Below are 21262 nucleotides of genomic sequence, written 5' to 3'. Positions count from 1 at the left end.
GACCCATGTCCACGCTTTCCGCTCCCGCTTCGTCCGCCAGCCCGCTCGCGACCGCACCGCTGCTGCTGCGCGTGGCCGACCAGGCCGCGTATCCGGTGCTGCGCCACTTCGACACGATCGCGTCGCTCGGCACGCCGCCGCGCGCGGCGGCCCGGCTCGTCGAAGCGGCCGCCGTGCGGCTGCTCGACAGCGAGATGGTGATCGCGCTGCATGCCGCCACGCCGGACGTGCTGCCCGATTCGTCCGCATCGACGCCGCTGCGGCACGACGAAGCGCCGCTCACCGAAGCGCTGCTCGAACAGATCGGCCGCGAAGGGTTTCATCACCTGTTCAAGCCGTTCATGCGCGCGTTCATCCGCATCATGTTCGGGCTGTTCTTCTCGGACGACCAGAACCGTCGCGCATGCGAATGCATCGACAGCGGCCACAACTTCGCGTTTCTGATGAGCGACGGCGGCGGCCCGACGCTCGCCGCATGGCGCACCGTCGTGCGCAGCGACGACCACGGCCTCGCGCTCACCGTCGACAAGGTGTGGGGCATCGAAGCGCATCGCGACTGCATGGCGGTGGTCGCCGCGCGGCTGCCGGGCGTGATGTTCCCGGCTGCCTACCTCGTGTGGCCCGACGAATACCGGAAGCTGAAGCGCACGACCTGCGGCGCGCCGTTCCTCGCGGGCAACCTGCAGCTCGCGAACGTCGGCGGCCAGGTACGCGTGAACGCCGAAGATCGCCTGCGGATCGGCGGCCCGACCGTCTTCAACAAGTACCTGACCGTCGTGCGCCCCTACTTCGTGCGTGCGCTGATGGCGCACGTCGGCTGGCTCGAACGCACCGGCCGCGTCGAACTCGATGCCGACGCGCGCGCCGTCCACCAGTTCATCGCCGACGCCGCGCGCAGCCAGACCGACGACGCGCACTACAGCTTCGGCAAGGTGCAGCGCGTGCTCGCGATCAAGCTGCTGTCGAACGAATTCCTGACCGCGCTCGTGCGCGACGGCAGGGTCGCCACGTTCGACGACCAGCGCGACCTGCTGGCGTTTTCGAAGATGGAAGGCAGTTCGTACCGTTGTTATCACGAGCTTCGCAAGAGCCTGCGCTGCGAAGCCGGCAGTTGACCCACGCGACAGGCCGATCGATCCCGATCAACCCACTTCATTATCAGGAGCTCCTCTCATGACGACCCAGAACGTTCCGGCCGACGCGCTCGACATCCTGTCCCGCGAAGTCGCGAAGATCCTCAACGTCGAGACCGTCGACACCGACGCCGGCATCGGCGAACTCGGCATCGATTCGCTGAACATCGTCGAGCTGATCGTGTTCTGCGAACAGCTCTACGGTTCGATCGACCCGGAAGCGCTGAACATCACGCAGTACACGACGCTGCAGCAGCTCGACGCGCAACTGCGCCGCCAGCAGCACGCCGCCTGACACGACGATGCTCGCGCCCCTTGCGACCGCGGCGGCTCCCGCCGCCCAGCCGGCCCCGGCGACCGCGCTGACCGTGCAGGCGCTCGCGTACCGGCGCGTCGCGCCGTCGCGCGACGGCGCGGCCGTGCCGCTCGACGACACGGCCCGCGCGATCGGCACGCTCGCGTGCGCCGAACGCGAGCGGCTGTGTGGCGCGGTCGGCGCGGACGACTACGTGGTCAGCTCGACGATCCTGTCGATGCTGCTGATGAACGATTCGCCGCAGCATCGCGTGTTCGCTCAGGCACTGGCCGGTGCAAACGACTACACGCCCGACTGGATGACCTGCTCGTACGAATGCGCGGGCTGGGGCTACGTATTGCGCCGCTCGCTCGCCACCGCGGCCGAGACCGGGCCGCGCACGCTGCTGCTGCAGATCGTCGACATCGACGTGCACGGCTACACGTACTGGCACGGCAACCCCGCCTGGGGACGCTCGGGCTTCGGCGTGTGCACGCTGCTCGTCGATGTCGGCCGCGAAGCGTCATCGTCGGCGCCGTCGGTTCTGGCCGAGGCCGCGCCGCCGGCCAGCGCGGTCGTGCGGCTGGGCCGCGACATCCGCACCTTCTGCGCGGCCCGCCCCGGCTTGCACGCGGCGCTGCCCTTCTTTCCGGCGACGTCGCGCCGTGCGCTGCTCGCGTCGGTCGGCAAGACGCCGCTGCTGCCGGACGGCCACGGGGTGTTCGGTCATGCGTTCGGCAGCGATCCGTGGCTGTCGGTGCTGCTCGCGCATCGCGACGGCGACACGCCGCGCCGCGCGGCCGTCTGCTCGCTCGCGCTGAACGGCTATTACGCGGTCGCCGACGTCGCGTTCGCGCCGGACGCGACGTTCTCTCTCGACGACGAGGCGTGACATGGTGCGACCCGTTCACTTCACCTACCGGATCGAGCGCGACGCGCGGCGGCCGGTCGCGGTCGCCGCGAGCGCGTACCGGATGCCGCTCGACACGCCGGCCGACTATGCGCGTGCCGCACTCGCTGAAGCGGCCAGCGACGTGTACGACGCCGGCGCCACGCATACGGGCGACGCGCTCGGCGGCGATCGCCGTGTGCTGCTCGACCACGTCCAGTACTTCGCATTCCTCGCCGAAATCACCGCGCGTATCCGCGACGCCGTGCATCCGGATGCCCGCCTGTTCATCGAAGTCTGCGCGCCGTACTTCGGTGCGTTGCCGGCCGAACTGCTCGCGCCGCACGTGCTGCTTGGCGTGCACCTGTACGACGAAGCGTTGCGCGATGCCGCGCGCGGCGCACCCGTCGTGTGGATCGGCGACCGGATCCTGCGCGACGCGGAGTTCGCCGGCGACAACCGCGTGTGCTGCGCGATCTGGCCGGCGCGGCTCGCCGACGCCTTCGACGCGCAATTGCGCGGCGCATGGCCGGCGTATGCGATCCGCCTCGACCCGCACCCGGCCGCGCCGCGCGCCGCCGCCATGACGCTTACCGATTCCGCCCATCATTCCGGCGCCGCCGCGCGGCCGGGGAGACCTTGAAATGACTGACACGCTCAACGTTATGCAGGACACGGCCGACATCCGCTGGTCGATGCCCGTCGACGCCCTGATGTCGAACGACTACGCACTGCGCGAAGAGGCGCTGAACCGGTTGTACGAAAAGGCGAAAGCCGCGCAGTGGGACGTCGCGACCGATGTCGACTGGAGCCACGATCTCGATCCGGCGAACCCGCTCGGCATGCCCGACCCGACGCTGCTGATCTACGGCACCGAGCTGTGGGGCAAGCTTTCGGACACCGACAAGCGCGAGGTGCGCCACCACGCGCAGGGCTGGCTGCTGTCGCAGATCCTGCACGGCGAGCAGGCCGCGCTGATCTGCGCATCGAAACTCGCATCGGCCGAGAACGGCCTGAGCGCGCGGCTGTGCGCGGCCGCGCAGATGATGGACGAAGCGCGCCACGTCGAGGCGTACGCGAAGCTCGTGAACGAGAAGCTCGACGTCAGCTACCCGATGAGCCGCTCGCTGAAGGGGCTGCTGCACGACACGATCACGAGCAGCGCGCTCGACATGACGAACCTCGGGATGCAGGTGCTCGTCGAGGGCATTGCGCTGTCGATCTTCCAGAGCGTCGTCGCGTACAGCACCGATCCGTTCATCAAGGACCTGTTCGTGAGGATCCAGCGCGACGAATCGCGCCACTTCGCGGTCGGCCGGATCACGCTGTGCCGCGTGTATGCCGAGATGAGCGCGGTCGAACTGCGCGAGCGCGAGGAATTCGTCTGCGAAGGCGCGGCCGTGCTGTACGAGCACCTGTGCGCGGACGACATCTGGGAACCGATGGGGCTGTCGAAGCGCGAATGCAGCGCGATGGTGCGCGAGTCGCCGGTCTCCAGCTCGATCCGCCGCTCGATCTTCCGGCGCCTGGTGCCGACGATCCGCGAGATGGGCCTGCTCACGCCGACCGTGCAGGCGACCTTCGAAAAACTCGACGTCCTCGACTACGCGGCAATGCCGCTCAACTGAACCATGACGACGACCTCCTCCCAAGCGTCACGCGATTTCTGGATCGGCATCGATGCGGTGGCCTACGAGCTGCCCGGCCTGCCCGTCGACATCGAGGCCTGGGCCGCCGAGCGCGACTACCCGGCGCAGCGGGCCGCGGCGATCGCGCAGTCGGGCAGCCGCTATTTCCACATGGCGCTCGACACGAGCGAGACCGATCTCGCGATCGCCGCGGCCGGTCGCCTGCTCGACACCGCGCACGTGCATCCGTCCGACATCGGCGCGATCGTGCACGTCCACACGCAACAGTTCAGCGTGCCGCCCGCGCCGCGCAGCCTGCCGCACGAGCTCGCCGCGCAGCTCGGCATCGAGCCGTTGTGGCTCGGCTCGGTCGCGCAGCTGAACTGCGTGTCGGTCGCGGCCGGCATCGAGACGGTGCGCGCGCTGATGCGCCGCTATCCGCAGCTCGACGCGGCGCTCGTCGTGTCGTCCGACCGCGTGTACGGCGAGGATTACCGGATGCGGCAGATGACGGGCGTGCAGTGCGACGGCGCGGCCGCGATGCTGATCGCGCGCAACAGCACGAAGAACCGGCTCGGCGGCATCGCGATCGAGACGCATGCGAAATGGCATCGCGGCTCGGATACCGTCGCCGCGAACGAGGCCGACCTGATCATGATGGAGTGGCCGTACACGCGCAAGGCGATCGACGCGGCGGTCGCGCTCGAGCCGCACGCGCTCGACGCGTACGAGCTCGTGCTGCCGCACAACGCCGACCTGCCCGGCTGGAACGCACTGTGCCGCGCGATGCGCGTGCCGGCCGAGCGGCTTTATGCGGAGAACATCCATGCGCGCGGCCACGCGTGCTGTTCGGATTTTCCGATCAACCTGGCCGACGTCGGGCTCGACGCGGTCGCGCGCGGCCAGCGCGTGCTCGGCGTGATGCAGTCGAACTGCGGCGCGTACGCGGCCGCCACGCTCCATCCGGTGGGCCGCCATGACGCCTGAGCGCCCGCTTCCGCCCGCCGGCGACCACGCGTGGATCGCCGACCTGCGCACGCCGTGCTACGTGTACGAGCCGGAAGTCGCGATCGCGCGCTACCGGTCGCTGAAGGCGCGGCTCGGCACGCGGCTGATCGTGTCGCTGAAGGCGAACCCGAACCAGGACATGCTCGCCCGCTGCGCGCATGCGTATGAGGATGGCGTCGAACTCGCGAGCCGTGGCGAACTCGATGCGGTGATCGGCCGGATCAAGACGCCGCGCTACCTGAACAACCCGTCGATGGACGAGATGTTCATGCGCGCCGGCCTCGCGTCGCGCTGCCACTTCGTGCTCGACAACCCGGACGCGGTCGCGCGCTTCGTACCGCTGGCGCGCGAGGCGGCGGCCGGCGGCAGCACGCCGGGCTCCGTGCTGCTGCGCGTGAATGCCGGCGCGCTGGCCGGCGACGATGCACGGGCGCTGTGGCACGACCACTTCGGGATGACGCCGAACGAGGCGCACGACGCGGTGCGCACGCTCGCCGCTGCCGGTTTCCCGGTGGCCGGGCTGCACGTGTTCTCCGGCCCGCATTCGTTCATCCGCCAGGACGCGACGCAGCCCGACACGCTCGTGCTGCCCGAGCGGCTCGCCGCGCTCGCGCGCGATCTCGCGCCCGCCAACGGCGCGCCGCTCGCGTCGCTGAGTCTCGGCGGCGGCTTTGCCGACGATCATCCGGGCGATGCCGCGTTCGAACGCTATGCGACCGCACTCGCGCCGCTCGCCGGCCAGTACTCGCTCGCGCATGAATCCGGCCGCGCGATCTTCGCCGATGCGGGCGTGTTCGCGACGCGCGTCGTCGCAGTGAAGACGTGGCAGGACCGCACGATCGCCGTGTGCGACGGCGGGCTGTCGCATGCGTTCCTGCTTGCGCAGACCGAGTCGGTGATGCGCCGCCTGGCCGCGCCTTCACTCGTGCGCCGCTCGCCGGCTCAGCCGGCGCGTGGTGTGCCGACGATCTACGTCGGCAGCACGTGCAGCCGCGCGGACGTGATCGGCCGCGACGACACGAGCGCGCCGCCGCAGGTCGGCGACATCGCCGTGTTCGCGCGCTGCGGCGCCTATCACCGCACGTACTCGATGGCGCATTTCCTGTCCCACGAAGCCGCGCACGTGTACGTGCGGCCCGCCTAGACCAACCTGAGAGAGAAGCCGATCATGAACGCCCTGATCAGCGTCGCCGACCTGCTCGAACACGGCGCCGCGCGCTGGCCGCAGCATCCCGCGTATGCCGACGGCGGCGGCACGATGACCTACGAACAGCTCGCACGCGCGGTCCGCCGCGCGGCCGCCGCGCTCGCGTCGCGCGGCGTGCAGCCCGGCGAGCGCGTCGCCATCTACGCGCCGAAACGCATCGAAACCGTGGTCGCGATGCTCGCGGCCAACGCGCTCGGCGCGATCTTCGTGCCGGTCAATCCGCAGTTGAAGGAAGCGCAGATCGAACACATCGTCGCCGACAGCGGCGCGGCGCTGTTCATGACCGGCGCGCAGCGGTTGAAGCGTCTGCCTGCGCTCGCCGCGCTCGTCGGCGAACGCGCGATGCTGATCGAGGAACTGGCCGACGCGATCCACGCAGCCGGCACCGACACGCCGGCATCGCCTCCCGCCGGCCGGCCGGTGGACGACGACCCCGCCGCGCTGCTCTACACGTCCGGCTCGACCGGCAAGCCGAAAGGCGTGGTCGTGTCGCACCGCAACCTCGTGTCGGGCGCGTTCAGCGTCGCGGCGTACCAGGGGCTGGCCGACGACGACGTCGTGCTCGGCGTGCTGCCGCTCAGCTTCGACGCGGGCCTGAGCCAGCTCACGACCGCGCTGGCCGCCGGCGCGTGCTATGCGCCGCTCGACTTCCTGCAGCCGGCCGAAGTGCCGCGCCATTGCGACGCGTTCGGCGTGACGTCGATCACCGGCGTGCCGCCGTTGTGGATGCAGCTCGCGTCCGCCGGCTGGAGCGACACGGCCCGCACGCGGATCCGCCGCTTCGCGAACACCGGCGGCCATCTCGCGACGCCGCTGCTGCATCGCCTGCAGGCGGTGTTCACGAACGCCGCGCCGTACCTGATGTACGGGCTGACCGAGGCATTCCGCTCGACCTACCTGCCGCCGGCCGACGCATCGCTGCGCCCGACGTCGATCGGCAAGGCGGTACCGAACGCCGAAATCCTCGTGCTGCGCGCGGACGGCAGCGAATGCGCGGCCGACGAGCCCGGCGAACTCGTGCACCGCGGCGCGTTCGTCACGCTCGGCTACTGGAACCGGCCCGAGCTGACCGCGCAGCGCTTTCGCCCGCTGCCGCGCCGGCACGGCGAGATTCCGCGCCCCGACGTCGCCGTGTGGTCCGGCGACATCGTGCGGCGCGACGCGGACGGCTACCTGTATTTCGTCGCGCGCGGCGACGACATGATCAAGACGTCCGGCTATCGCGTCAGCCCGACCGAAGTCGAGGACGTGCTGTTCGCGCTGCCCCACATCCGCGAGGCCGCCGTGTTCGGCGTGCCGCACCCCTCGCTCGGCGAAGCGATCGCCGCCTGCGTCGTGTCGACGCTCGACGCCGACGCGTGCCGCGCCGACATCGCGCGCGCCTGCCGCGACGCACTGCCGACCTACATGAGCCCGCTCGTCGTCGAGCCGCTGCCGGCGTTGCCGCGCAACCCGAACGGCAAGATCGACCGCCCCGCGCTGAAAAACCAGTATCGCGACGCGTTCGCGCCCACGAACGAGGAGACCGCCGCATGACCCTGTCGACGCTCGATGAAACCTGCCTCGGCGCGCGCCGCGTCGCCGAGCCCGGCACGCTGGCCCTGTCGGGCGGCGTCGTGGTGCTGCCGCCCTCGGTCGTGTTCAGCGCGATCCAGGCGCAGGAACGCCATCCCGGCTACCGGCACCTGCTGCTGCCGCAGGCGCGCTTTGCCCGGCCGCGCGGAATGGGCGCACTGACCGCTGACGAAAGCACGCGCCTCGCACCGGGCGGGCGGCCCACGCTGCGCGTCGCGCCGCCCGGGCGCAGCCTCGCCGATCTCGCCGCCGACGCGGCGCTCGACCTGCGCGACCAGCTCGGCTCCGGGCAGCTGGCCCGCACGACCCACGTGATCGTCGCGAGCTGCGCGCTCAACGAAGGCATCGGCGATTCGGTCGTCGGCCGCATGCAGTACGAGCTCGGCCTGCAGCGCGTGACGCCGTTCGCGCTCGGCCAGAACGGCACGCTCGGCTGGTATTCGGCGCTGATGCTGCTCGACGGGCTGCTCGACGAAGGCGACCAGGCGCTCGTGATCCTCAGCGACAAGTGGCTCTACCCGTTCTTCCGCCAGTTCGGCGACCGGTCGGCTACGGCGACGCGGCCGCCGCGCTGCTCGTGTCGCGCGCGGGCCCGGCGCCCGAGCCGGCCGACTGGGGCGGCGTGCGGTCCGTCGCGGTCGAATTCGGGCCGTCGATCGCCGACCCATGGGCCGACGCGCCCGGCACGTTGCGCGACACGCTCGCGCCGGTCGCCGCGCGTGCGATCCGCCGCGCGCTCGACATGGCCGGGCTGCGCGCCGGCCAGATCGACTGGTGCGTGCCGCCCGGCTTCGATCCCGGCTTCGCGGCGCGCGTGGCCGACGCGGCATCGATCCCGGTCGCCGCCCGCATCCAGCATGAATCGGACGGCCATCTGTCGTCGGCCGAATCGGCGGCCGCGCTGATCCGGCTCGCCGGCGCGCTGGACGAAGGCGAACGCCGCACGGTGCTCGTGTGGGATGCGGCACTGCATGGCGCGGCGGCAGCGGCCGTCGTCGACCTCGCCGGCGGCCTCGATGCCGCGCTCGATATCGAAGGAGACGCGTGATGAGCGCCTACAAGGTGAGCCTGCGCGAGCTGCGCTTCTTTCTGTGGGAACTGTTCGAAGCCGACAAGCGGTTCCTCGCGGAACACGGCCTGTACGGCACGCATGACCGCGCGTCGATCGATGCGCTGCTCGAGCGCGCACGCGATTTCGCGCTCGACCTCGGCCGCAGCTACCAGCAGGCGGACGTCGAAGGCTGCACGCTGCTCGACGACGGTCAGGTGCGCATTCCGTCGCATTTCCATGCGCTATGGGCGCGCTTTCGCGACGAATGGTCGAACACGCTGTTCGGCACCGCGCACGGGCTGCCGCCGATCGTCACGCAGATGATCTACGAGATGTTCATGGGCGCGAACCCGTCGTTCATGACGTATGGCGGCTTCACGCGCCCGGCGATCAAGCTGCTGCAGATGCACGGCACGCCGCACCAGAAGGCGCTGATCGCCCCGCTCGAGGCGTACCGCTGGGATGCGTGCTTCTGCGCGACCGAACCGCAGGCCGGCACCGACCTCACCGCGGTCGCGCTGCGCGCGACGCCGCTCGAACGCGACATCTACGCAATCGACGGCGAGAAGGTCTACATCTCGGCCGGCATGCACGAACTGACCGAGAACACGCTGTATTTCGTGCTCGGCCGCATCGACACCGCGTCGCCGGACTCGTTCTCGCTGTCGTGCCTCATCGTGCCGCGCTTCTGGCCGGACGAGGAGACGGGCGAGCTGCAATCGAACCATGTCGACTGCATCGGCCTGCCGCGCAAGATGGGGCTCAAGGGCTGCGCGAACACGCACCTGGTGTTCGGCGCGAACGGCACGACCAGGGGCTGGCTGCTCGGCGGAAGGCGCAACGTCGGCCTGCTGCAGCTGATGCCGCTGATGAACCAGGCGCGGATGAGCACCGGGATGTTCGGCGTCGGTGTCGCGTCGAGCGCGTACCTGCATGCGGTCGAGTATGCGGGCCGCCGGCTGCAGGGCCGGCCGATCGAGCGCGCGTCGAACACCAACGCAGCGCGCGTCGCGATCGTCGAGCACGCGGACGTGCAACGCATGCTGGTCGACATGAAGAGCCGCGTCGACGGCTGCCGCGGCCTGCTCGGCAAGCTCGCCGCGACCGCCACGCGCGCGGCGATGCTCGAAGCGACGCCCGATGCCGATCCGGCCGAGATCGAGCGCCACCGCAAGCTCCAGCTGCTGCTGACGCCGATCTGCAAGGCGTTCATCTCCGACCAAGCGTGGCGGATCTGCGAAACCGCGATCCAGGTGCACGGCGGGCTCGGCTATACCGATGCGAGCCCCGTCGAGCAGAACGCGCGCGACGTGAAGATCCTGTCGATCTGGGAAGGCACGAACTACATCCAGGCGCAGGATCTCGTGCGCGACAAGCTCGGTTTCGGCCGCCATTCGCGGCTGATCCAGTACTACCGCGACGAACTCGACGTATTCCTCGCGCGCCAGCATCACACCGGCACGCATGCGGAGCTGCGCCCGCTGTTCGATGCGCTGCGCACGGGCGCCGACCGGATCGCCACCGCGCTCGACGACATCGCGCGCGACGTGCAGGACGGCCATACGCACCGCAGCAGCCAGTTCTACACGCGCTTTCTCGAGATGTTCGGCGTGGTCACATCGGCGTGGGTGCTGCTCGAATCGGCGACGATCGCCGCGCGCCGGCTCGACGCACCGGACACCGCCGATACGCCGGCCGAACTCGCGTTCTATCGCGGCAAGCTGAAAAGCGCGCGCTACTACTTCGCGAACGTGCTGCCTGTAGTGGATCAGCACGCGGCCGTGATCGCCGCGATGGCGCATGCGGCAATCAGCGTCAGCAGCGAAGAACTTGCGCAGGTGGAATGACATGGATACGACGCTCGATTCCGGCGCGACCGCTTCGACCGCCATGCCTACTTCAGTTGGCGACGCGCCGCGCAACCTGCTCGGCCGCCCGGCGACCCGCCATCGCGGCACCGACATCGACGGCGCGACGCTCGAACCCGAAGCGCTGCGCGTGCGCGATCTCGACCTGAACGCGCTGATCGGCGCGACGACGTTCGAAGGCGCGCTCGCGCACCTGTGGTTCGACGTCGCGCCCGGCAGCGCCGAGCATCGCGCACACGAGGCGGCAATCGGCGCGCGGCTCGCGGCGTTCGCCGATGCACTGGCGCCCGGCTCCGCCGCGCAGTCCGTCGCCGCGGATCTCGGCGCGGCGGGTGTCGCGCCGGTGTTTGCCGCGGCGTCCGGCCTGCTGCGCGGCTTCGACGACGTGGCGGCCCGTGTGCACGGCGAAGCACCGGACGACGCGGATCTCGACACGATGCTGCTATGCGCGGCGGCCGCGCCGTTCCTGCTGCACGCGGCAATCGAAGGCCGCCCGTTCGCCGCACGCGACGACTCGATCGGCGCATCGCTCGCCGGCACGTCGAGCCACGCGCAACGCATGCTCGTGCTGACCGGCGCGACGCGCAACGACGCCCCGGCGCAAGCCGCAATGGACATGCTGCTCGTCGCGTGGCACGCGGGCTTCGGCTACATCACGCCGACCGTGCTCGCGCCGCGTGTCGCGATCGGCACCGGCGTCACGCTCACGCAGGCCATCGCGTCCGGTTTCCTTGCGAGCGGGCCGTCGCACGTCGGCGCGGCGCTCGAAGCGATGCACTGGCTCGCCGCGCTCGCGCAGTCGGTCCCGGGCGGCACCGGCGCACCGCCTGCCGCGCTCGACGCAACCGGGCGCGCGGCAATCGATGCCGCGCTCGATGCGAAACGCACGCTGTACGGCTTCGGCCATCCGCTGTTCGTCGCCGACCCGCGTCCGCCGCACATGCGCGCGCGGTTCGCGGCGCAAGGCTTCGACGGCGCGTACATGACGCTGTTCGACGCGTGCTGCGCGCAAGCCGACGCCCGCCGCGCGTTGCGCCCGAACATCGATTTCCTGACGGCCGCGACGTTGCTCGAACTCGGTGTCGCCGCGCCGTCGTGGGGCGTCGGCGTCGGGCTCGGCGCGCGCATCGCGGCGATGGCCGCGCATGCGGTCGAGCGCCGCCGCCGCCCTGCTTTCGGCGTCAACAGCGCGACCGCGCGACGGCTGCTGGCCGCCGTGCCGGTCGGCTGGCTGTGAACCCTCATCCCTCCGCACTCCGCAAAAGGACCGTCATGCTGCTCAAGAACCTGCGCCCGGCGAACGACTACGATCGCTTTGCCACCGAAACGCTCGAACCGTGGGACCTGCTGTTCATCAGCCGCATTCGCCAGCTCGCGCGCGGGATGACGCCCGGCGTGATCGCCGACATCGGCACGGCCACCGGCGTCGTGCCGGTGCGGCTCGCGACCGACCCGGCGATGCGCGGCTGGCGCTACGTCGGCATCGACCTCGATCCCGCGATGCTCGACGAAGGCCGCCCGCGCATCCATGAACTCGACCTCGACGACACGATCGAGATGCGCGTCGGCGACGCGCTCGCGCTGCCGTTCGACGACGGCACGCTGACGATGGCCGTCGGCCGCGCGACGCTGCACCACCTGCCGGACAAGGCACTCAGCCTCACCGAGATGTACCGTGTGCTGGAACCGGGCGGCATCGCGCTCGTGCACGACATGCGCCGCGACGCGCCGCAGCACCTGCTCGACCGCTTCACCGAGATGCGCGCCGCCGCCGACTATCCGCCGACCCACGTCGAGGAAAAGATCACGCTCGACGAAGCGCACGCGCTCGTCGCCGAAGCCGGTCTCGCGGCAGTCGCGTCGATCTACAGCCCGAGCGCCGGGCTCGGTGCGCTCGGCTTCGAGATCCTGCTGAAGAAACCGGCGCTGGCCTGAGTGATGACCGACCTCGCCTTCCTCGCCGCGCACGCCGCCGCACGGCTCGGCGCCGACGACGTGCACTGCTCGGCGGTCGCGCCCGGCGCGACGCTGCCGTTGTGCGTGACGCCGCGCAGCGCCGAACTCGCGACCTCGCCGGAGATGTTCGTCGCGTGGTACCGCTCGCGGCTCGACACGATCGACACGCTGCTCGACGCGTGCGGCGCGCTGCTGTGGCGCGGCTTCGCGGTGCCCGACACCGCCGCGTTCGGCCAGCTCGGCGCGCTGTATCCGGCGTACGCGAACGGCTACACGGCCGGCGCCGCGCCGCGCAAGCAGATCGACGGCCAGGTGTACGAGTCGACCCGCATGCCGCCGCCGTTCAAGATCGGGCTGCACCAGGAGATGGCCTACATGCCTGCGTTCCCGCGCCTCGTCGCGTTCTATTGCCGGCAGCCGGCCGATGCGGGCGGCGAAACGCCGATCTGCGACATGCGGCGCGTGACGGCACGCGTGCCGGCCGCGCTGCGTGAACGGTTCGCCGAACGCGGCGTGATGTACCTGCGCAATTTCGCGGCGCCCGGCGAGCGCGCGGACGGCCTCGCCGCCAATCCGGGCATGCCGTTCGCCGAATACCACCGGCCGTGGGATGACGCATTCGGCACGCGCGAGCGCGACGAGGTCGAGCGGCTGTGCGCGGAACGCGGTGTCGGCTGCCGCTGGCTCGACGACGGCAGCGTGACCGTATCGCACGTCGGCAGCGCGCTGCGCGCGCATCCGCGCACCGGCGAAACCGTGTGGTTCAACCAGGCGAGCGCGCAGCACCCGAACCCGCGCTCGATGGGCGAGCTCAGCTACCGCTACCTGCAGCGCATGTACGGCGGGCGCGCCGCGTTCCCGTACGAGATCCGCTATGGCGACGGGTCGCCGATGCCGTTCGACGATCTCGTCGCGATCTACGACGCGCTCGACGACGAGGAGCTCGCCTTCCCGTGGCAGGCCGGCGACGTGCTCGTCGTCGACAACATGCTGGTCGCGCACGGCCGCAACCCGTACCGGGGCGCGCGCGACACGCAGGTCATGCTGTTCGACTGACAGGAAGCCAACGATGAGCGATTCGTTCCTCGCCTCCGTGCGCGCGCTGTTCGGCCCGCACACCGCGTTCGACCGGCCGCTGCGCACGGCCACGCAGCCGCTGCCCGATGCCCACGCGCCGGGCGCGGCGCTCGGCGCGCGCGCGATCGACGTCGCGGCCGGCGATTTCCGTTTTTCCGCGCGGCACGTGCGGTTCCGGCTCGGCGCCGTCACCGCGATCGTCGGGCCGAACGGCTCCGGCAAGACCACGCTGCTCGAAACGCTGCTCGGCTTCCGGCGCGGCGGCACCGACGTGCGCGTGCTCGACGTGCCGGCCGCGCGTTTCATGCGCGATACGCCGTCGCTGCGGCGCATCGGCGCGCAATTGCAGAAGGTCGAGTATCCCGACCATCTTCGCGTGTCGGAGATCGTCGCGCTGCACCGCGCGATGTACGTGCACGCGGATGCCGCGGTCACGGATGCGCTCGGCATCGCCGAACTGCTCGACAAGCCGTGCCGCGCGTTGTCGAAGGGGCAGCGCCAGCGCATCGACCTCTACGTGGCGCTTGCGCACCGGCCGGAACTGGCCGTGCTCGACGAGCCGTTCACCGGCCTCGACCGTCGTTACGCGGGCGTCGTGATCGACCTGCTGCGCCACCGTGCGCGCGGCACGAGCGTCGCGATGATCTGCCACGCCGAGGAAGAGCTCGCCGTCGTCGACGATCTCGTGTGGGTACGCGACGGCGGCGTGCGCTACCAGGGCGACAAGGACGCGCTGCGCGCCGAACTCGTCGGCGAGGCGCGCGCGGTCCTGCACTGCCGCGACGAAGCCGATGCACGTGCGCTGCGCAAGCGGCTTGCAGCGCTGCCCGGCGTGACCGGCGTGCGCGTATCGGCCACGCACGTCGTCGAGGTGTTCGGCGATGCGACGCTGCATCCGAACGTGCACCGCATCGTCGGCGAGCAAGGCATCCAGCATCTCGCGCTCGCGCCGAGCACGCCGGGCGACCTGCTGCGCCTCTGTACCGAGGGCCCTTCCCATGACTAAGGTGTTCCTGATCCTCGTGCGCAACGAGCTGCTCGGCTATCTGCGCAGCCGCTCGTCGCTGTTCTGGACGCTCGTGTTCCCGGTGTTCCTGCTGAGCGTGATGCTGTTCGCGTTCGGCGGATCGGGTTCGCTCGGCACGGCCGACGTCGCATTCGTCGTACCCGGCGGCGCGACCCCGTACAGCCGCGCATGCGAAGCGCAGATCGTCGAGAGCCTCTCGCACAGTGACACGGTGAAGGCGACCTTCGACGGCCGCGGCGCGGCAGCCGATCGCGTGACCGTCGTGCTCGGCAACGACGAGCGCACGCCTGCGACGATCCGCTACGACTTCAACGGCTCGCTCGCGGTCAAGGCCGCGTCGCGCGTCGTCGAGATCGCGCTCGCGCGCTGCGCCGCGCAGCGGCTCGGGCTGCCCGCCGCGCAGGCGCGTTTCGAGAACGCGGCACCCGCGCGCCGCCCGTTCGACTACGGCGCGTTCTTCGCGACCGGCATTCTCGTGATGGCGTTCATGGCGATCGGCCTCAACTCGACGACGACCGCAATCGCGTCGCTGCGCGAACGCAATACGTTCAAGCTGTACGTGTGCTTCCCGGTCTCGCGCGGCGTGTTCCTCGCGGCGCTGATCGTCGCGCGGATGATCATGATGGCGCTGTCGGCGCTCGTGCTGCTGACCGTCGCGCGCGTGGCGTTCGGCATCGCGCTGCCGATCGCCACGCCCGACGGGCTGCGCGCATTGCCGATCGTGCTGCTCGGCGCGGCGATGGTGCTCAGCATCGGCGTGCTGCTCGCGAGCCGCGCGAAGTCGCTGGCCGCGGCCGAACTCGCGTGCAACGTCACCTACTACCCGCTGCTGTTCTTCAGCGACCTGACGATCCCGATGCATGACGCGCCGGCCTGGCTGAAGGCGGTGCTCGCGTTCCTGCCGACCAACCAGTTCGCGGTCGCGCTGCGCGGCGCGCTGGTCGACGGCGCCCCGTATGCGCAGCTCGCGCCGCAACTGCTCGGCATGGCCGCGAGCACGGCGCTGTTCCTGTTCGCCGCCGCGCGGCTGTTCCGCTGGCACGACGCTTGACGCGTCGCCCGCCGTTTCGAATTTCGACGTTTCGACGAAGGAGAACCCCCCGATGAAATCGAGCAATCCCATAACCGACTACCTGCTGCACGCGAGCAACTTCCTGCCGGCGATCGTGTTCCTGTTCTACGGCCGGCTCGGGCCCGAGCAGCCGGACGTGCGCTGGACGCACGCGTTCCTGATCGGCGGCGTGCTCGCGCTCGTGCACGGCGCGTGGCTGATCCGCCGCGCGGACCGCAACAGCATCGCGCTCGGCGTCGACCTGTTCCTCGTGATCGGCGCGGTGCTCGCGCTCGTGTCGCCGACAGGTAGCCGCCTGTGGGGCGAGGAACTCGGCCCGGCCGCGATGCTCGTCTGCGTGCTGGTCGTCGGCATCGTGCACACCGCGTGGTCGGACGGCGGTTTCGTCGACGGCACGTTCGTCGACCATGCACGCGCCCGTTCGCTGTCGATCGTGCTGCTCGCCGTCACCGTCGTCGCGCTCGCGGTGTCGATCACGATGCGCCACAGCCCGCTGTGGGGCGGCGTCGTGCCGCTGATCGCGCTGGTCGTCGTGCGCGGCCGCCTGCGCAAGCAGCTCGTGCGGGCCGGCTGACGATGAGCGCGCTGCCCGACCGCGCCGCGCAGCGGCACGCACTCGCCGCAACGCTCGGCGACGGCTGGCTCGATGGCGCATCTCCCGACGCGTGTTCATCGTATGAAACGGACGTGACACTGCACGGCGGCATCGCGCTCGGCATCGCCCGGCCCGCGTCGACCGCCGACACGAGCGCACTCGCCCGAGTCGCCGTCGCGCACCGCATCGCACTGGTCGCGCAGGGCGCGCGCACCGGGCTCGTCGGCGCGGCCGTGCCCGATCGCAGCGGCACGCAATGCGTGGTGTCGTTCGACCGGATGCGCGCGGTGCGCGCGTTCGACGCCGCGAATCGCAGCATCACGGTCGAGGCCGGCGTGCGGCTGTCGGACATCAATCGCGTGGCCGCCGAAGCCGGCCTGTGCCTGCCGATCGACCTCGGCAGCGATCCGGCGGCCGGCGGCCTCGTCGGCGCGAACGCGGGCGGCAGCCGCCTGATCAAGTACGGCGACGTACGCCGCAACGTGCTCGGCGTCGAAGCCGTGCTCACCGACGCGGCGGGCACCGTGATCGATGCGCTCGCGCCGCTGCGCAAACGCAACGCGGGCTTCGACGTCACCCAATGCTTCATCGGCGCGAACGGCGCCAACGGGCTCGTGACGGCCGTGTCGTTCGCGCTCGCGCCGCTCGAACGGTCGTCGTGCGCCGCGTTCGTCGCGTTCGCGTCGTACGACGCGGCGCTCGCCGGCCTGCTCGCGTTCGAACGTGCGTTCGGCGAGATGCTGTCGGCATTCGAATTCATGTCCGCGGCGGCCGTCGGCTGCGTCGCGGCCGCGTATCCGGCGTCGCGTATTCCGTTCGAAGCCGACGCTGCCGCGTGCTATGCACTGGTCGAGATCGCGACCGGCATGCCGGGGCTCGATGCACTGCTCGAGGAGCGAACGATCGCGACACTCGACACGCTGGCGGGCGAACACGTGGTGCTCGACGCGGCCTGCGCACCGGCCGAACGGTTCTGGCGGATTCGCGACGCACTGCCGGCGGCGGTGGCGCAGGACGGCATTCCGTTGTCGTTCGACGTGTCGTTTCCGCGCGGCGCGCTGGCCGCGTTCGTCGCCGACGCCGAGCAGTGGATCGCGGCTGCGCATCCGTCGCTGCGCTGTCATACGTTCGGGCATTTCGGCGACGGCGGCTGCCATCTCGTCGTGTCGATCCCGCACGCCAGTGCGGACCGCTACGGGCCGCTGCAGCAGGTGGCGCTGCGCGGCGCGCTGTACGACCGCGTCGTGCGGGCCGGTGGCTGCTTCAGCGCCGAGCATGGCGTCGGGCCGGTCAACGTCGCGTACTACCGCAAGCATGTGCCGGCCGCACAACGGCAGGTCGCCGCCGCCATCCAGCACGCCGTCGACCCGCTGGGTCTGATCGGGCGTGTCCGCTATTGACGCGCCGCTGCGCGGCGCCACGGAGAATTCGCATGATCCTTCGACATCCACCCGGCCCGGATTCCGATTCCGAACCGGATGCCGACCCGCCGTTCTCCGGCATCCCGGCCACGCTGCCCGACTCGGGCGTCGTGGTCAACGTGCGAGGCGTGGCGTACGTCATCAAGCTGCCGCCGCGCGATCATGCGCGCCCGGCGCTGTGGCGCGAGCTGGAAGATTGGCGTGACGACCGGTCGGCGGGCGGTAACGGCGAGCCGGACGCGCGGCAGGATTGACGTTCATGTGCGCTCCGGTGCCTTGAAGGGCCGCCGCCAAAACGACCGCGGCGCCGGACAACCCAGGTCGTCCGGCGCCGCAGTCGGGCGAAGCATGCGATCGGAGAATCAGAACACCGCGTGCCCGCTGATGACGCTCGGCAGCCACGTCGAGAAGAACGGCAGGTACGTGACGATGTTGATCGCACTGAAGATCGCGAGGTAGTACGGCCACGCCATCTTCGTGGTCTCGCCGATCGACACGTTGCCGATCGCGCAGCCGACGAACTGCACCGAGCCGATCGGCGGGTGCACGAGGCCGAGAGAGCAGTTCAGCAGCAGCATGATCCCGAACTGCACCGGCCCGACGCCGCACGCCATCGCGATCGGCAGGAACAGCGGTGTCGTGATCAGGATGTGCGCGGCCATGTCGACGAACGTGCCGAGGAACACCTGGATGATGTTGATGTACAGCAGCATCAGCCACGGCGCGGCGGTCGACTGCTTCAGCAGCCCTTCGATCGCATCCGGGATCTCCAGGTACGACATCTGAAAGCGCAGCATGTTCGACACCGCGATCAGCAGCAGCACGACGCCCGTGGTGCGCGCCGCATGCGACAGCGCGCGGCGCAGCTTCTCGGCCGTCAGCGTGCGGTACACCACCGCGGTCAACACGAGCGAGTACACGACGGCGATCGCCGCGGCTTCGGTCGCGGTGGCAATCCCCTTCGCGACGCACACGAGGATGATCGCGATCACCATCAGGCCGGGCACCGCGCCGACGAAGCTGCGCAGCACCGCATACCAGCCGGGAAACGCGGGCAGCGCGGACGAACCGTCTTCACGGCGCGGATAGCCGTGACGCACGGCCTGCCAGTACGCGGCGGCCAGCACGAAGCCCATCACCCACAACACCGGCAGCAGCCCCGAGAACAGCAGGTCGCCGATCGACACGCCGCTCACCGGCTGGCCGTGCAGCATCCCGGTGATGCCCTGCGCGGCGAACGCGTAGATGATCATGTTGGTCGACGTCGGCATCAGCGCGCCGGCGAGCGACGCATGCGTCGTCACGTTGACCGCGTACGCCGCGCTGTAGCCTTCGCGCTTCATCAGCGGAATCACCACGCCGCCCATCGCCGACGTATCGGCGGTCGGCGAGCCCGACACGCCGCCGAACAGCGTGCAGGCGACGACGTTCGCCATCCCGAGGCCGCCGCGGAAGTGGCCGACCGTCGCCTGCGCGAAGCGCAGGATCCGGTCCGCGATGCCGCCGTGCAGCATCAGTTCGCCGGAGAAGATGAAGAACGGCACCGCGAGGAACGAGAACGCATTCATTCCCGAGATCATCGCCTGCATCGCGGTCGCGATCGGCAAGCCTTCGACCATATAGGTCAGCACGCACGCTATCCCGAGCGCGAACGACACGGGCACGCCCAGCACGAGGAAAATCAGAAAACTGACGGACAGGATCGCGAGTTCCATGGCGTTATTGTCCCGACGAAGAACGACGAAGCGCGAGCAAATGCTCGAGCGAGAAGAGGACGATGGCGATCGCCGCGGGCATCGCGATCAGGTAGCGCACGCCTTCGGGCAGCCCGATGATCGGGATGCGGTCGCCCATCGTCTCGGCGGCCATGCTGCCGCAGCCGACCATGATCATGATCGCGAACGCGATCAGGCTCAGGTGCTGGATCGCGATCACCACCGTGCGCGACTTCGGCGGCAGCCGGCGCACGAGCGAATCGAGGCCGATATGGCCACCGTCGCGCACCTTCATCGCCGCACCGAACATCGCGATCACGATCACGAGCAGCAGCGCGATCGGCTCCACGAAATCCGGCGCGTTCTCGAACACGTAGCGCATCACGACCGCGTAGAACACCAGCACCGTCAGCACCGCGAGGCACGCCGACGCAATCACGGCCAGCACGCGGAACAGCACGTCGTTCACGCAGCGCAACAGCGGCGCAGCATGCGGCCGCGCCGGCGCGGTGCCGTCCGGCGCGTCGCCGGGCGAACCCGCAGCCGACGCGCCGTTCAGGGAAGTGTGACGTGTCACTTGGTGGCCTCGATCTCGTCGACGATCTGCTTCATCTGCGGCGTCTTCTCGTACTTCGTCCACAGCGGCTGCATCGCCTTCACGAACGCCGCGCGGTCGATCTGCGCGGCCGGCAGCACCTTCGCGCCGCCCTTCGTCACCGTCTGCTGCGCGGACGCTTCGCGCGCGGTCCACAGCTTCTGGTAGTAAGGCACCGAATCGGCCGCCGCCTTCCTGATCGCGGCCTGCTCCTGCGGCGACAGCGTGTCCCACACCTTCTTCGAGAACACCAGCACTTCCGGCGTCATTGCGTGCTGCGTCTCCGAGTAGTCGGGTGCCACTTCGTAGTGCTTGGTTTCCTCGTACGACGGCATGTTGTTTTCGGCTGCGTCGACGAGGCCCGTCTTCAGGCCCGTGTACACCTCGGCGAACGGCATCGGCGTCGGCGTGCCGCCCATCGCCTTGATCTCGTCGACCATCAGGTCCGACGGTTGCACGCGCACCTTCAGCCCCTTCATGTCGGCCGGCGAGCGCACCGGGCGCTTCGCGTAGATCGAGCGCGCGCCGCTCTCGTAGAACGTCAGCGCGATCATCCCTTTCGCGGTGAACGCGTCGAGGATCTTCTGGCCAGCCGGGCCGTACATCGCCTTGCGGAAATGATCGACGTCGCGGAACAGGAACGGGAACGACGGGATCAGCGATTCCGGCACGATCTCGTTGAACGACGCGCCGTTCACGCGCGCCATGTCGATCGCGCCGATCCGCACCTGGTCAACCGTGTCCTTCTCCGAGCCGAGCGCGCTGTTGCCGAACACCTTGATCGAATCCTTGCCGCCCGTCAGCTTCGACAGCTCGTCGCCCATGGACTTGACCGCCATGTTGGTCGGGAAGCTGTCGCCGTGCACGTCCGCCGAGCGGAACACGCGCGCCTGCGCGGACATCGCGAAGCCGGCCATCAGCGCGACGGCCAGGGCGATACGGGAGCGGTTGAATCGGTGCTTCATCGTCAGTCTCCTTGATGGTTGTGCTCGTTGTTGCGCGGCGATCCGCCGACATGCGCATTCTTCGGCGCCGTGCTCGCGGACCGCTGAGTCATACGTCGTATGACATGTTGACGCGAATGTACGTCGGTTAATCGTTTAACTCACTTGGTGCATACCCGTAGAGCTGTCTCCATGACGGGTTTCGG

Annotated in this window: 20 protein-coding genes and 1 pseudogene; 18 read left to right on the top strand and 3 right to left on the bottom strand. The window is 69.9% G+C overall.

What is annotated here, in order from left to right; genetic code table 11:
- Positions 1-5: 5 nt before the first annotated feature.
- The 18 genes and pseudogenes from LXE91_RS34205 (at position 6) to LXE91_RS34115 (ending at position 18056) form a co-directional block, all read left to right on the top strand.
- Positions 6-1115 carry a hypothetical protein gene (locus LXE91_RS34205; protein WP_039347738.1) on the top strand — a complete coding sequence of 370 codons (1110 nt, stop codon included), beginning with the start codon at positions 6-8 and terminating at the stop codon, positions 1113-1115.
- Positions 1116-1173: 58 nt separating this feature from the next.
- Positions 1174-1428, top strand: coding sequence for an acyl carrier protein (locus LXE91_RS34200; RefSeq protein ID WP_011350104.1), 255 nt, complete (start codon positions 1174-1176; stop codon positions 1426-1428).
- Between the two features lie 7 nt (positions 1429-1435).
- A complete protein-coding gene (locus tag LXE91_RS34195) occupies positions 1436-2320 on the top strand; it encodes a hypothetical protein (protein ID WP_039347748.1) in 885 nt (294 codons plus the stop codon).
- Position 2321: 1 nt separating this feature from the next.
- Entirely contained in the window at positions 2322-2960 is a 639-nt protein-coding gene (locus LXE91_RS34190; RefSeq protein WP_039347751.1) for a hypothetical protein, read from the top strand.
- A gap of 1 nt (position 2961) precedes the next feature.
- On the top strand, positions 2962-3945 hold the full coding sequence (locus LXE91_RS34185) for a ferritin-like domain-containing protein (RefSeq protein WP_039347754.1): 984 nt from the start codon (positions 2962-2964) through the stop codon (positions 3943-3945).
- A 3-nt stretch (positions 3946-3948) separates the two neighbouring features.
- Positions 3949-4932 carry a beta-ketoacyl-[acyl-carrier-protein] synthase family protein gene (locus tag LXE91_RS34180; protein WP_039347756.1) on the top strand — a complete coding sequence of 328 codons (984 nt, stop codon included), beginning with the start codon at positions 3949-3951 and terminating at the stop codon, positions 4930-4932.
- Positions 4922-6097 (top strand): PLP-dependent decarboxylase, encoded by a 1176-nt coding sequence (locus LXE91_RS34175; RefSeq protein WP_039347758.1) that lies wholly within the window; start codon positions 4922-4924, stop codon positions 6095-6097. Before LXE91_RS34180 ends, LXE91_RS34175 begins: the two co-directional genes overlap by 11 nt.
- Before the next feature lie 24 nt (positions 6098-6121).
- Positions 6122-7696, top strand: a complete 1575-nt coding sequence (locus LXE91_RS34170) for an acyl-CoA ligase (AMP-forming), exosortase A system-associated (RefSeq protein ID WP_039347762.1) — start codon at positions 6122-6124, stop codon at positions 7694-7696.
- Positions 7693-8783 (top strand): annotated as a pseudogene (locus tag LXE91_RS34165) (hypothetical protein). The gene LXE91_RS34170 and the pseudogene LXE91_RS34165 overlap by 4 nt, the downstream one beginning before the upstream one ends.
- Positions 8783-10633: an acyl-CoA dehydrogenase family protein gene (locus LXE91_RS34155; RefSeq protein ID WP_039347768.1), complete on the top strand. Its 1851-nt coding sequence runs from the start codon at positions 8783-8785 to the stop codon at positions 10631-10633. The pseudogene LXE91_RS34165 and the gene LXE91_RS34155 overlap by 1 nt, the downstream one beginning before the upstream one ends.
- A 1-nt stretch (position 10634) precedes the next feature.
- Positions 10635-11891, top strand: coding sequence for a citrate/2-methylcitrate synthase (locus LXE91_RS34150; protein WP_039347771.1), 1257 nt, complete (start codon positions 10635-10637; stop codon positions 11889-11891).
- Positions 11892-11926: 35 nt separating this feature from the next.
- On the top strand, positions 11927-12589 hold the full coding sequence (locus LXE91_RS34145) for a class I SAM-dependent methyltransferase (protein ID WP_039347774.1): 663 nt from the start codon (positions 11927-11929) through the stop codon (positions 12587-12589).
- Positions 12590-12592: 3 nt separating this feature from the next.
- Entirely contained in the window at positions 12593-13666 is a 1074-nt protein-coding gene (locus LXE91_RS34140) for a TauD/TfdA family dioxygenase (RefSeq protein WP_039347901.1), read from the top strand.
- Positions 13667-13679: 13 nt separating this feature from the next.
- Positions 13680-14693 carry an ATP-binding cassette domain-containing protein gene (locus LXE91_RS34135; protein ID WP_039347776.1) on the top strand — a complete coding sequence of 338 codons (1014 nt, stop codon included), beginning with the start codon at positions 13680-13682 and terminating at the stop codon, positions 14691-14693.
- The gene (locus LXE91_RS34130; RefSeq protein WP_039347779.1) at positions 14686-15765 is read left to right on the top strand and encodes an ABC transporter permease; all 1080 of its coding nucleotides are present in this window, start codon (positions 14686-14688) and stop codon (positions 15763-15765) included. The genes LXE91_RS34135 and LXE91_RS34130 overlap by 8 nt, the downstream gene beginning before the upstream one ends.
- 52 nt (positions 15766-15817) lie before the next feature.
- Positions 15818-16360 carry a hypothetical protein gene (locus LXE91_RS34125; protein ID WP_039347782.1) on the top strand — a complete coding sequence of 181 codons (543 nt, stop codon included), beginning with the start codon at positions 15818-15820 and terminating at the stop codon, positions 16358-16360.
- Between the two features lie 2 nt (positions 16361-16362).
- Complete coding sequence (locus LXE91_RS34120; RefSeq protein WP_039347786.1) at positions 16363-17781, top strand: FAD-binding oxidoreductase; 1419 nt, start codon at positions 16363-16365, stop codon at positions 17779-17781.
- A gap of 32 nt (positions 17782-17813) precedes the next feature.
- Positions 17814-18056, top strand: coding sequence for a hypothetical protein (locus LXE91_RS34115; protein ID WP_039347788.1), 243 nt, complete (start codon positions 17814-17816; stop codon positions 18054-18056).
- 108 nt (positions 18057-18164) lie between these two features.
- On the opposite strand, the gene LXE91_RS34110 is transcribed toward LXE91_RS34115, so the two are convergent.
- From LXE91_RS34110 to LXE91_RS34100, 3 genes are read right to left on the bottom strand one after another with little or no spacing between them, the layout of a single operon-like run.
- Positions 18165-19517, bottom strand: coding sequence for a TRAP transporter large permease (locus LXE91_RS34110; protein ID WP_039347791.1), 1353 nt, complete (start codon positions 19515-19517; stop codon positions 18165-18167).
- A 4-nt stretch (positions 19518-19521) separates the two neighbouring features.
- Positions 19522-20094 (bottom strand): TRAP transporter small permease, encoded by a 573-nt coding sequence (locus tag LXE91_RS34105; protein WP_039347793.1) that lies wholly within the window; start codon positions 20092-20094, stop codon positions 19522-19524.
- A complete protein-coding gene (locus LXE91_RS34100; RefSeq protein ID WP_039347796.1) occupies positions 20091-21077 on the bottom strand; it encodes a TRAP transporter substrate-binding protein in 987 nt (328 codons plus the stop codon). Before LXE91_RS34100 ends, LXE91_RS34105 begins: the two co-directional genes overlap by 4 nt.
- Positions 21078-21262 lie beyond the last annotated feature (185 nt).

Source organism: Burkholderia contaminans (assembly GCF_029633825.1).
GTDB lineage: Bacteria > Pseudomonadota > Gammaproteobacteria > Burkholderiales > Burkholderiaceae > Burkholderia > Burkholderia contaminans.
The sequence above is the reverse complement of the archived record's forward strand: the minus strand, read 5'-3'. Positions and strand labels throughout refer to the sequence as shown.

Excerpts from the sequence above, each read along its gene's own strand:
- LXE91_RS34205 (WP_039347738.1), top strand. The coding sequence starts at position 6 with ATGTCCACGCTTTCCGCTCCCGCTTCGTCCGCCAGCCCGCTCGCGACC.
- LXE91_RS34200 (WP_011350104.1), top strand. The coding sequence starts at position 1,174 with ATGACGACCCAGAACGTTCCGGCCGACGCGCTCGACATCCTGTCCCGC.
- LXE91_RS34195 (WP_039347748.1), top strand. The coding sequence starts at position 1,436 with ATGCTCGCGCCCCTTGCGACCGCGGCGGCTCCCGCCGCCCAGCCGGCC.
- LXE91_RS34190 (WP_039347751.1), top strand. The coding sequence starts at position 2,322 with ATGGTGCGACCCGTTCACTTCACCTACCGGATCGAGCGCGACGCGCGG.
- LXE91_RS34185 (WP_039347754.1), top strand. The coding sequence starts at position 2,962 with ATGACTGACACGCTCAACGTTATGCAGGACACGGCCGACATCCGCTGG.
- LXE91_RS34180 (WP_039347756.1), top strand. The coding sequence starts at position 3,949 with ATGACGACGACCTCCTCCCAAGCGTCACGCGATTTCTGGATCGGCATC.
- LXE91_RS34175 (WP_039347758.1), top strand. The coding sequence starts at position 4,922 with ATGACGCCTGAGCGCCCGCTTCCGCCCGCCGGCGACCACGCGTGGATC.
- LXE91_RS34170 (WP_039347762.1), top strand. The coding sequence starts at position 6,122 with ATGAACGCCCTGATCAGCGTCGCCGACCTGCTCGAACACGGCGCCGCG.
- LXE91_RS34155 (WP_039347768.1), top strand. The coding sequence starts at position 8,783 with ATGAGCGCCTACAAGGTGAGCCTGCGCGAGCTGCGCTTCTTTCTGTGG.
- LXE91_RS34150 (WP_039347771.1), top strand. The coding sequence starts at position 10,635 with ATGGATACGACGCTCGATTCCGGCGCGACCGCTTCGACCGCCATGCCT.
- LXE91_RS34145 (WP_039347774.1), top strand. The coding sequence starts at position 11,927 with ATGCTGCTCAAGAACCTGCGCCCGGCGAACGACTACGATCGCTTTGCC.
- LXE91_RS34140 (WP_039347901.1), top strand. The coding sequence starts at position 12,593 with ATGACCGACCTCGCCTTCCTCGCCGCGCACGCCGCCGCACGGCTCGGC.
- LXE91_RS34135 (WP_039347776.1), top strand. The coding sequence starts at position 13,680 with ATGAGCGATTCGTTCCTCGCCTCCGTGCGCGCGCTGTTCGGCCCGCAC.
- LXE91_RS34130 (WP_039347779.1), top strand. The coding sequence starts at position 14,686 with ATGACTAAGGTGTTCCTGATCCTCGTGCGCAACGAGCTGCTCGGCTAT.
- LXE91_RS34125 (WP_039347782.1), top strand. The coding sequence starts at position 15,818 with ATGAAATCGAGCAATCCCATAACCGACTACCTGCTGCACGCGAGCAAC.
- LXE91_RS34120 (WP_039347786.1), top strand. The coding sequence starts at position 16,363 with ATGAGCGCGCTGCCCGACCGCGCCGCGCAGCGGCACGCACTCGCCGCA.
- LXE91_RS34115 (WP_039347788.1), top strand. The coding sequence starts at position 17,814 with ATGATCCTTCGACATCCACCCGGCCCGGATTCCGATTCCGAACCGGAT.
- LXE91_RS34110 (WP_039347791.1), bottom strand. The coding sequence starts at position 19,517 with ATGGAACTCGCGATCCTGTCCGTCAGTTTTCTGATTTTCCTCGTGCTG.
- LXE91_RS34100 (WP_039347796.1), bottom strand. The coding sequence starts at position 21,077 with ATGAAGCACCGATTCAACCGCTCCCGTATCGCCCTGGCCGTCGCGCTG.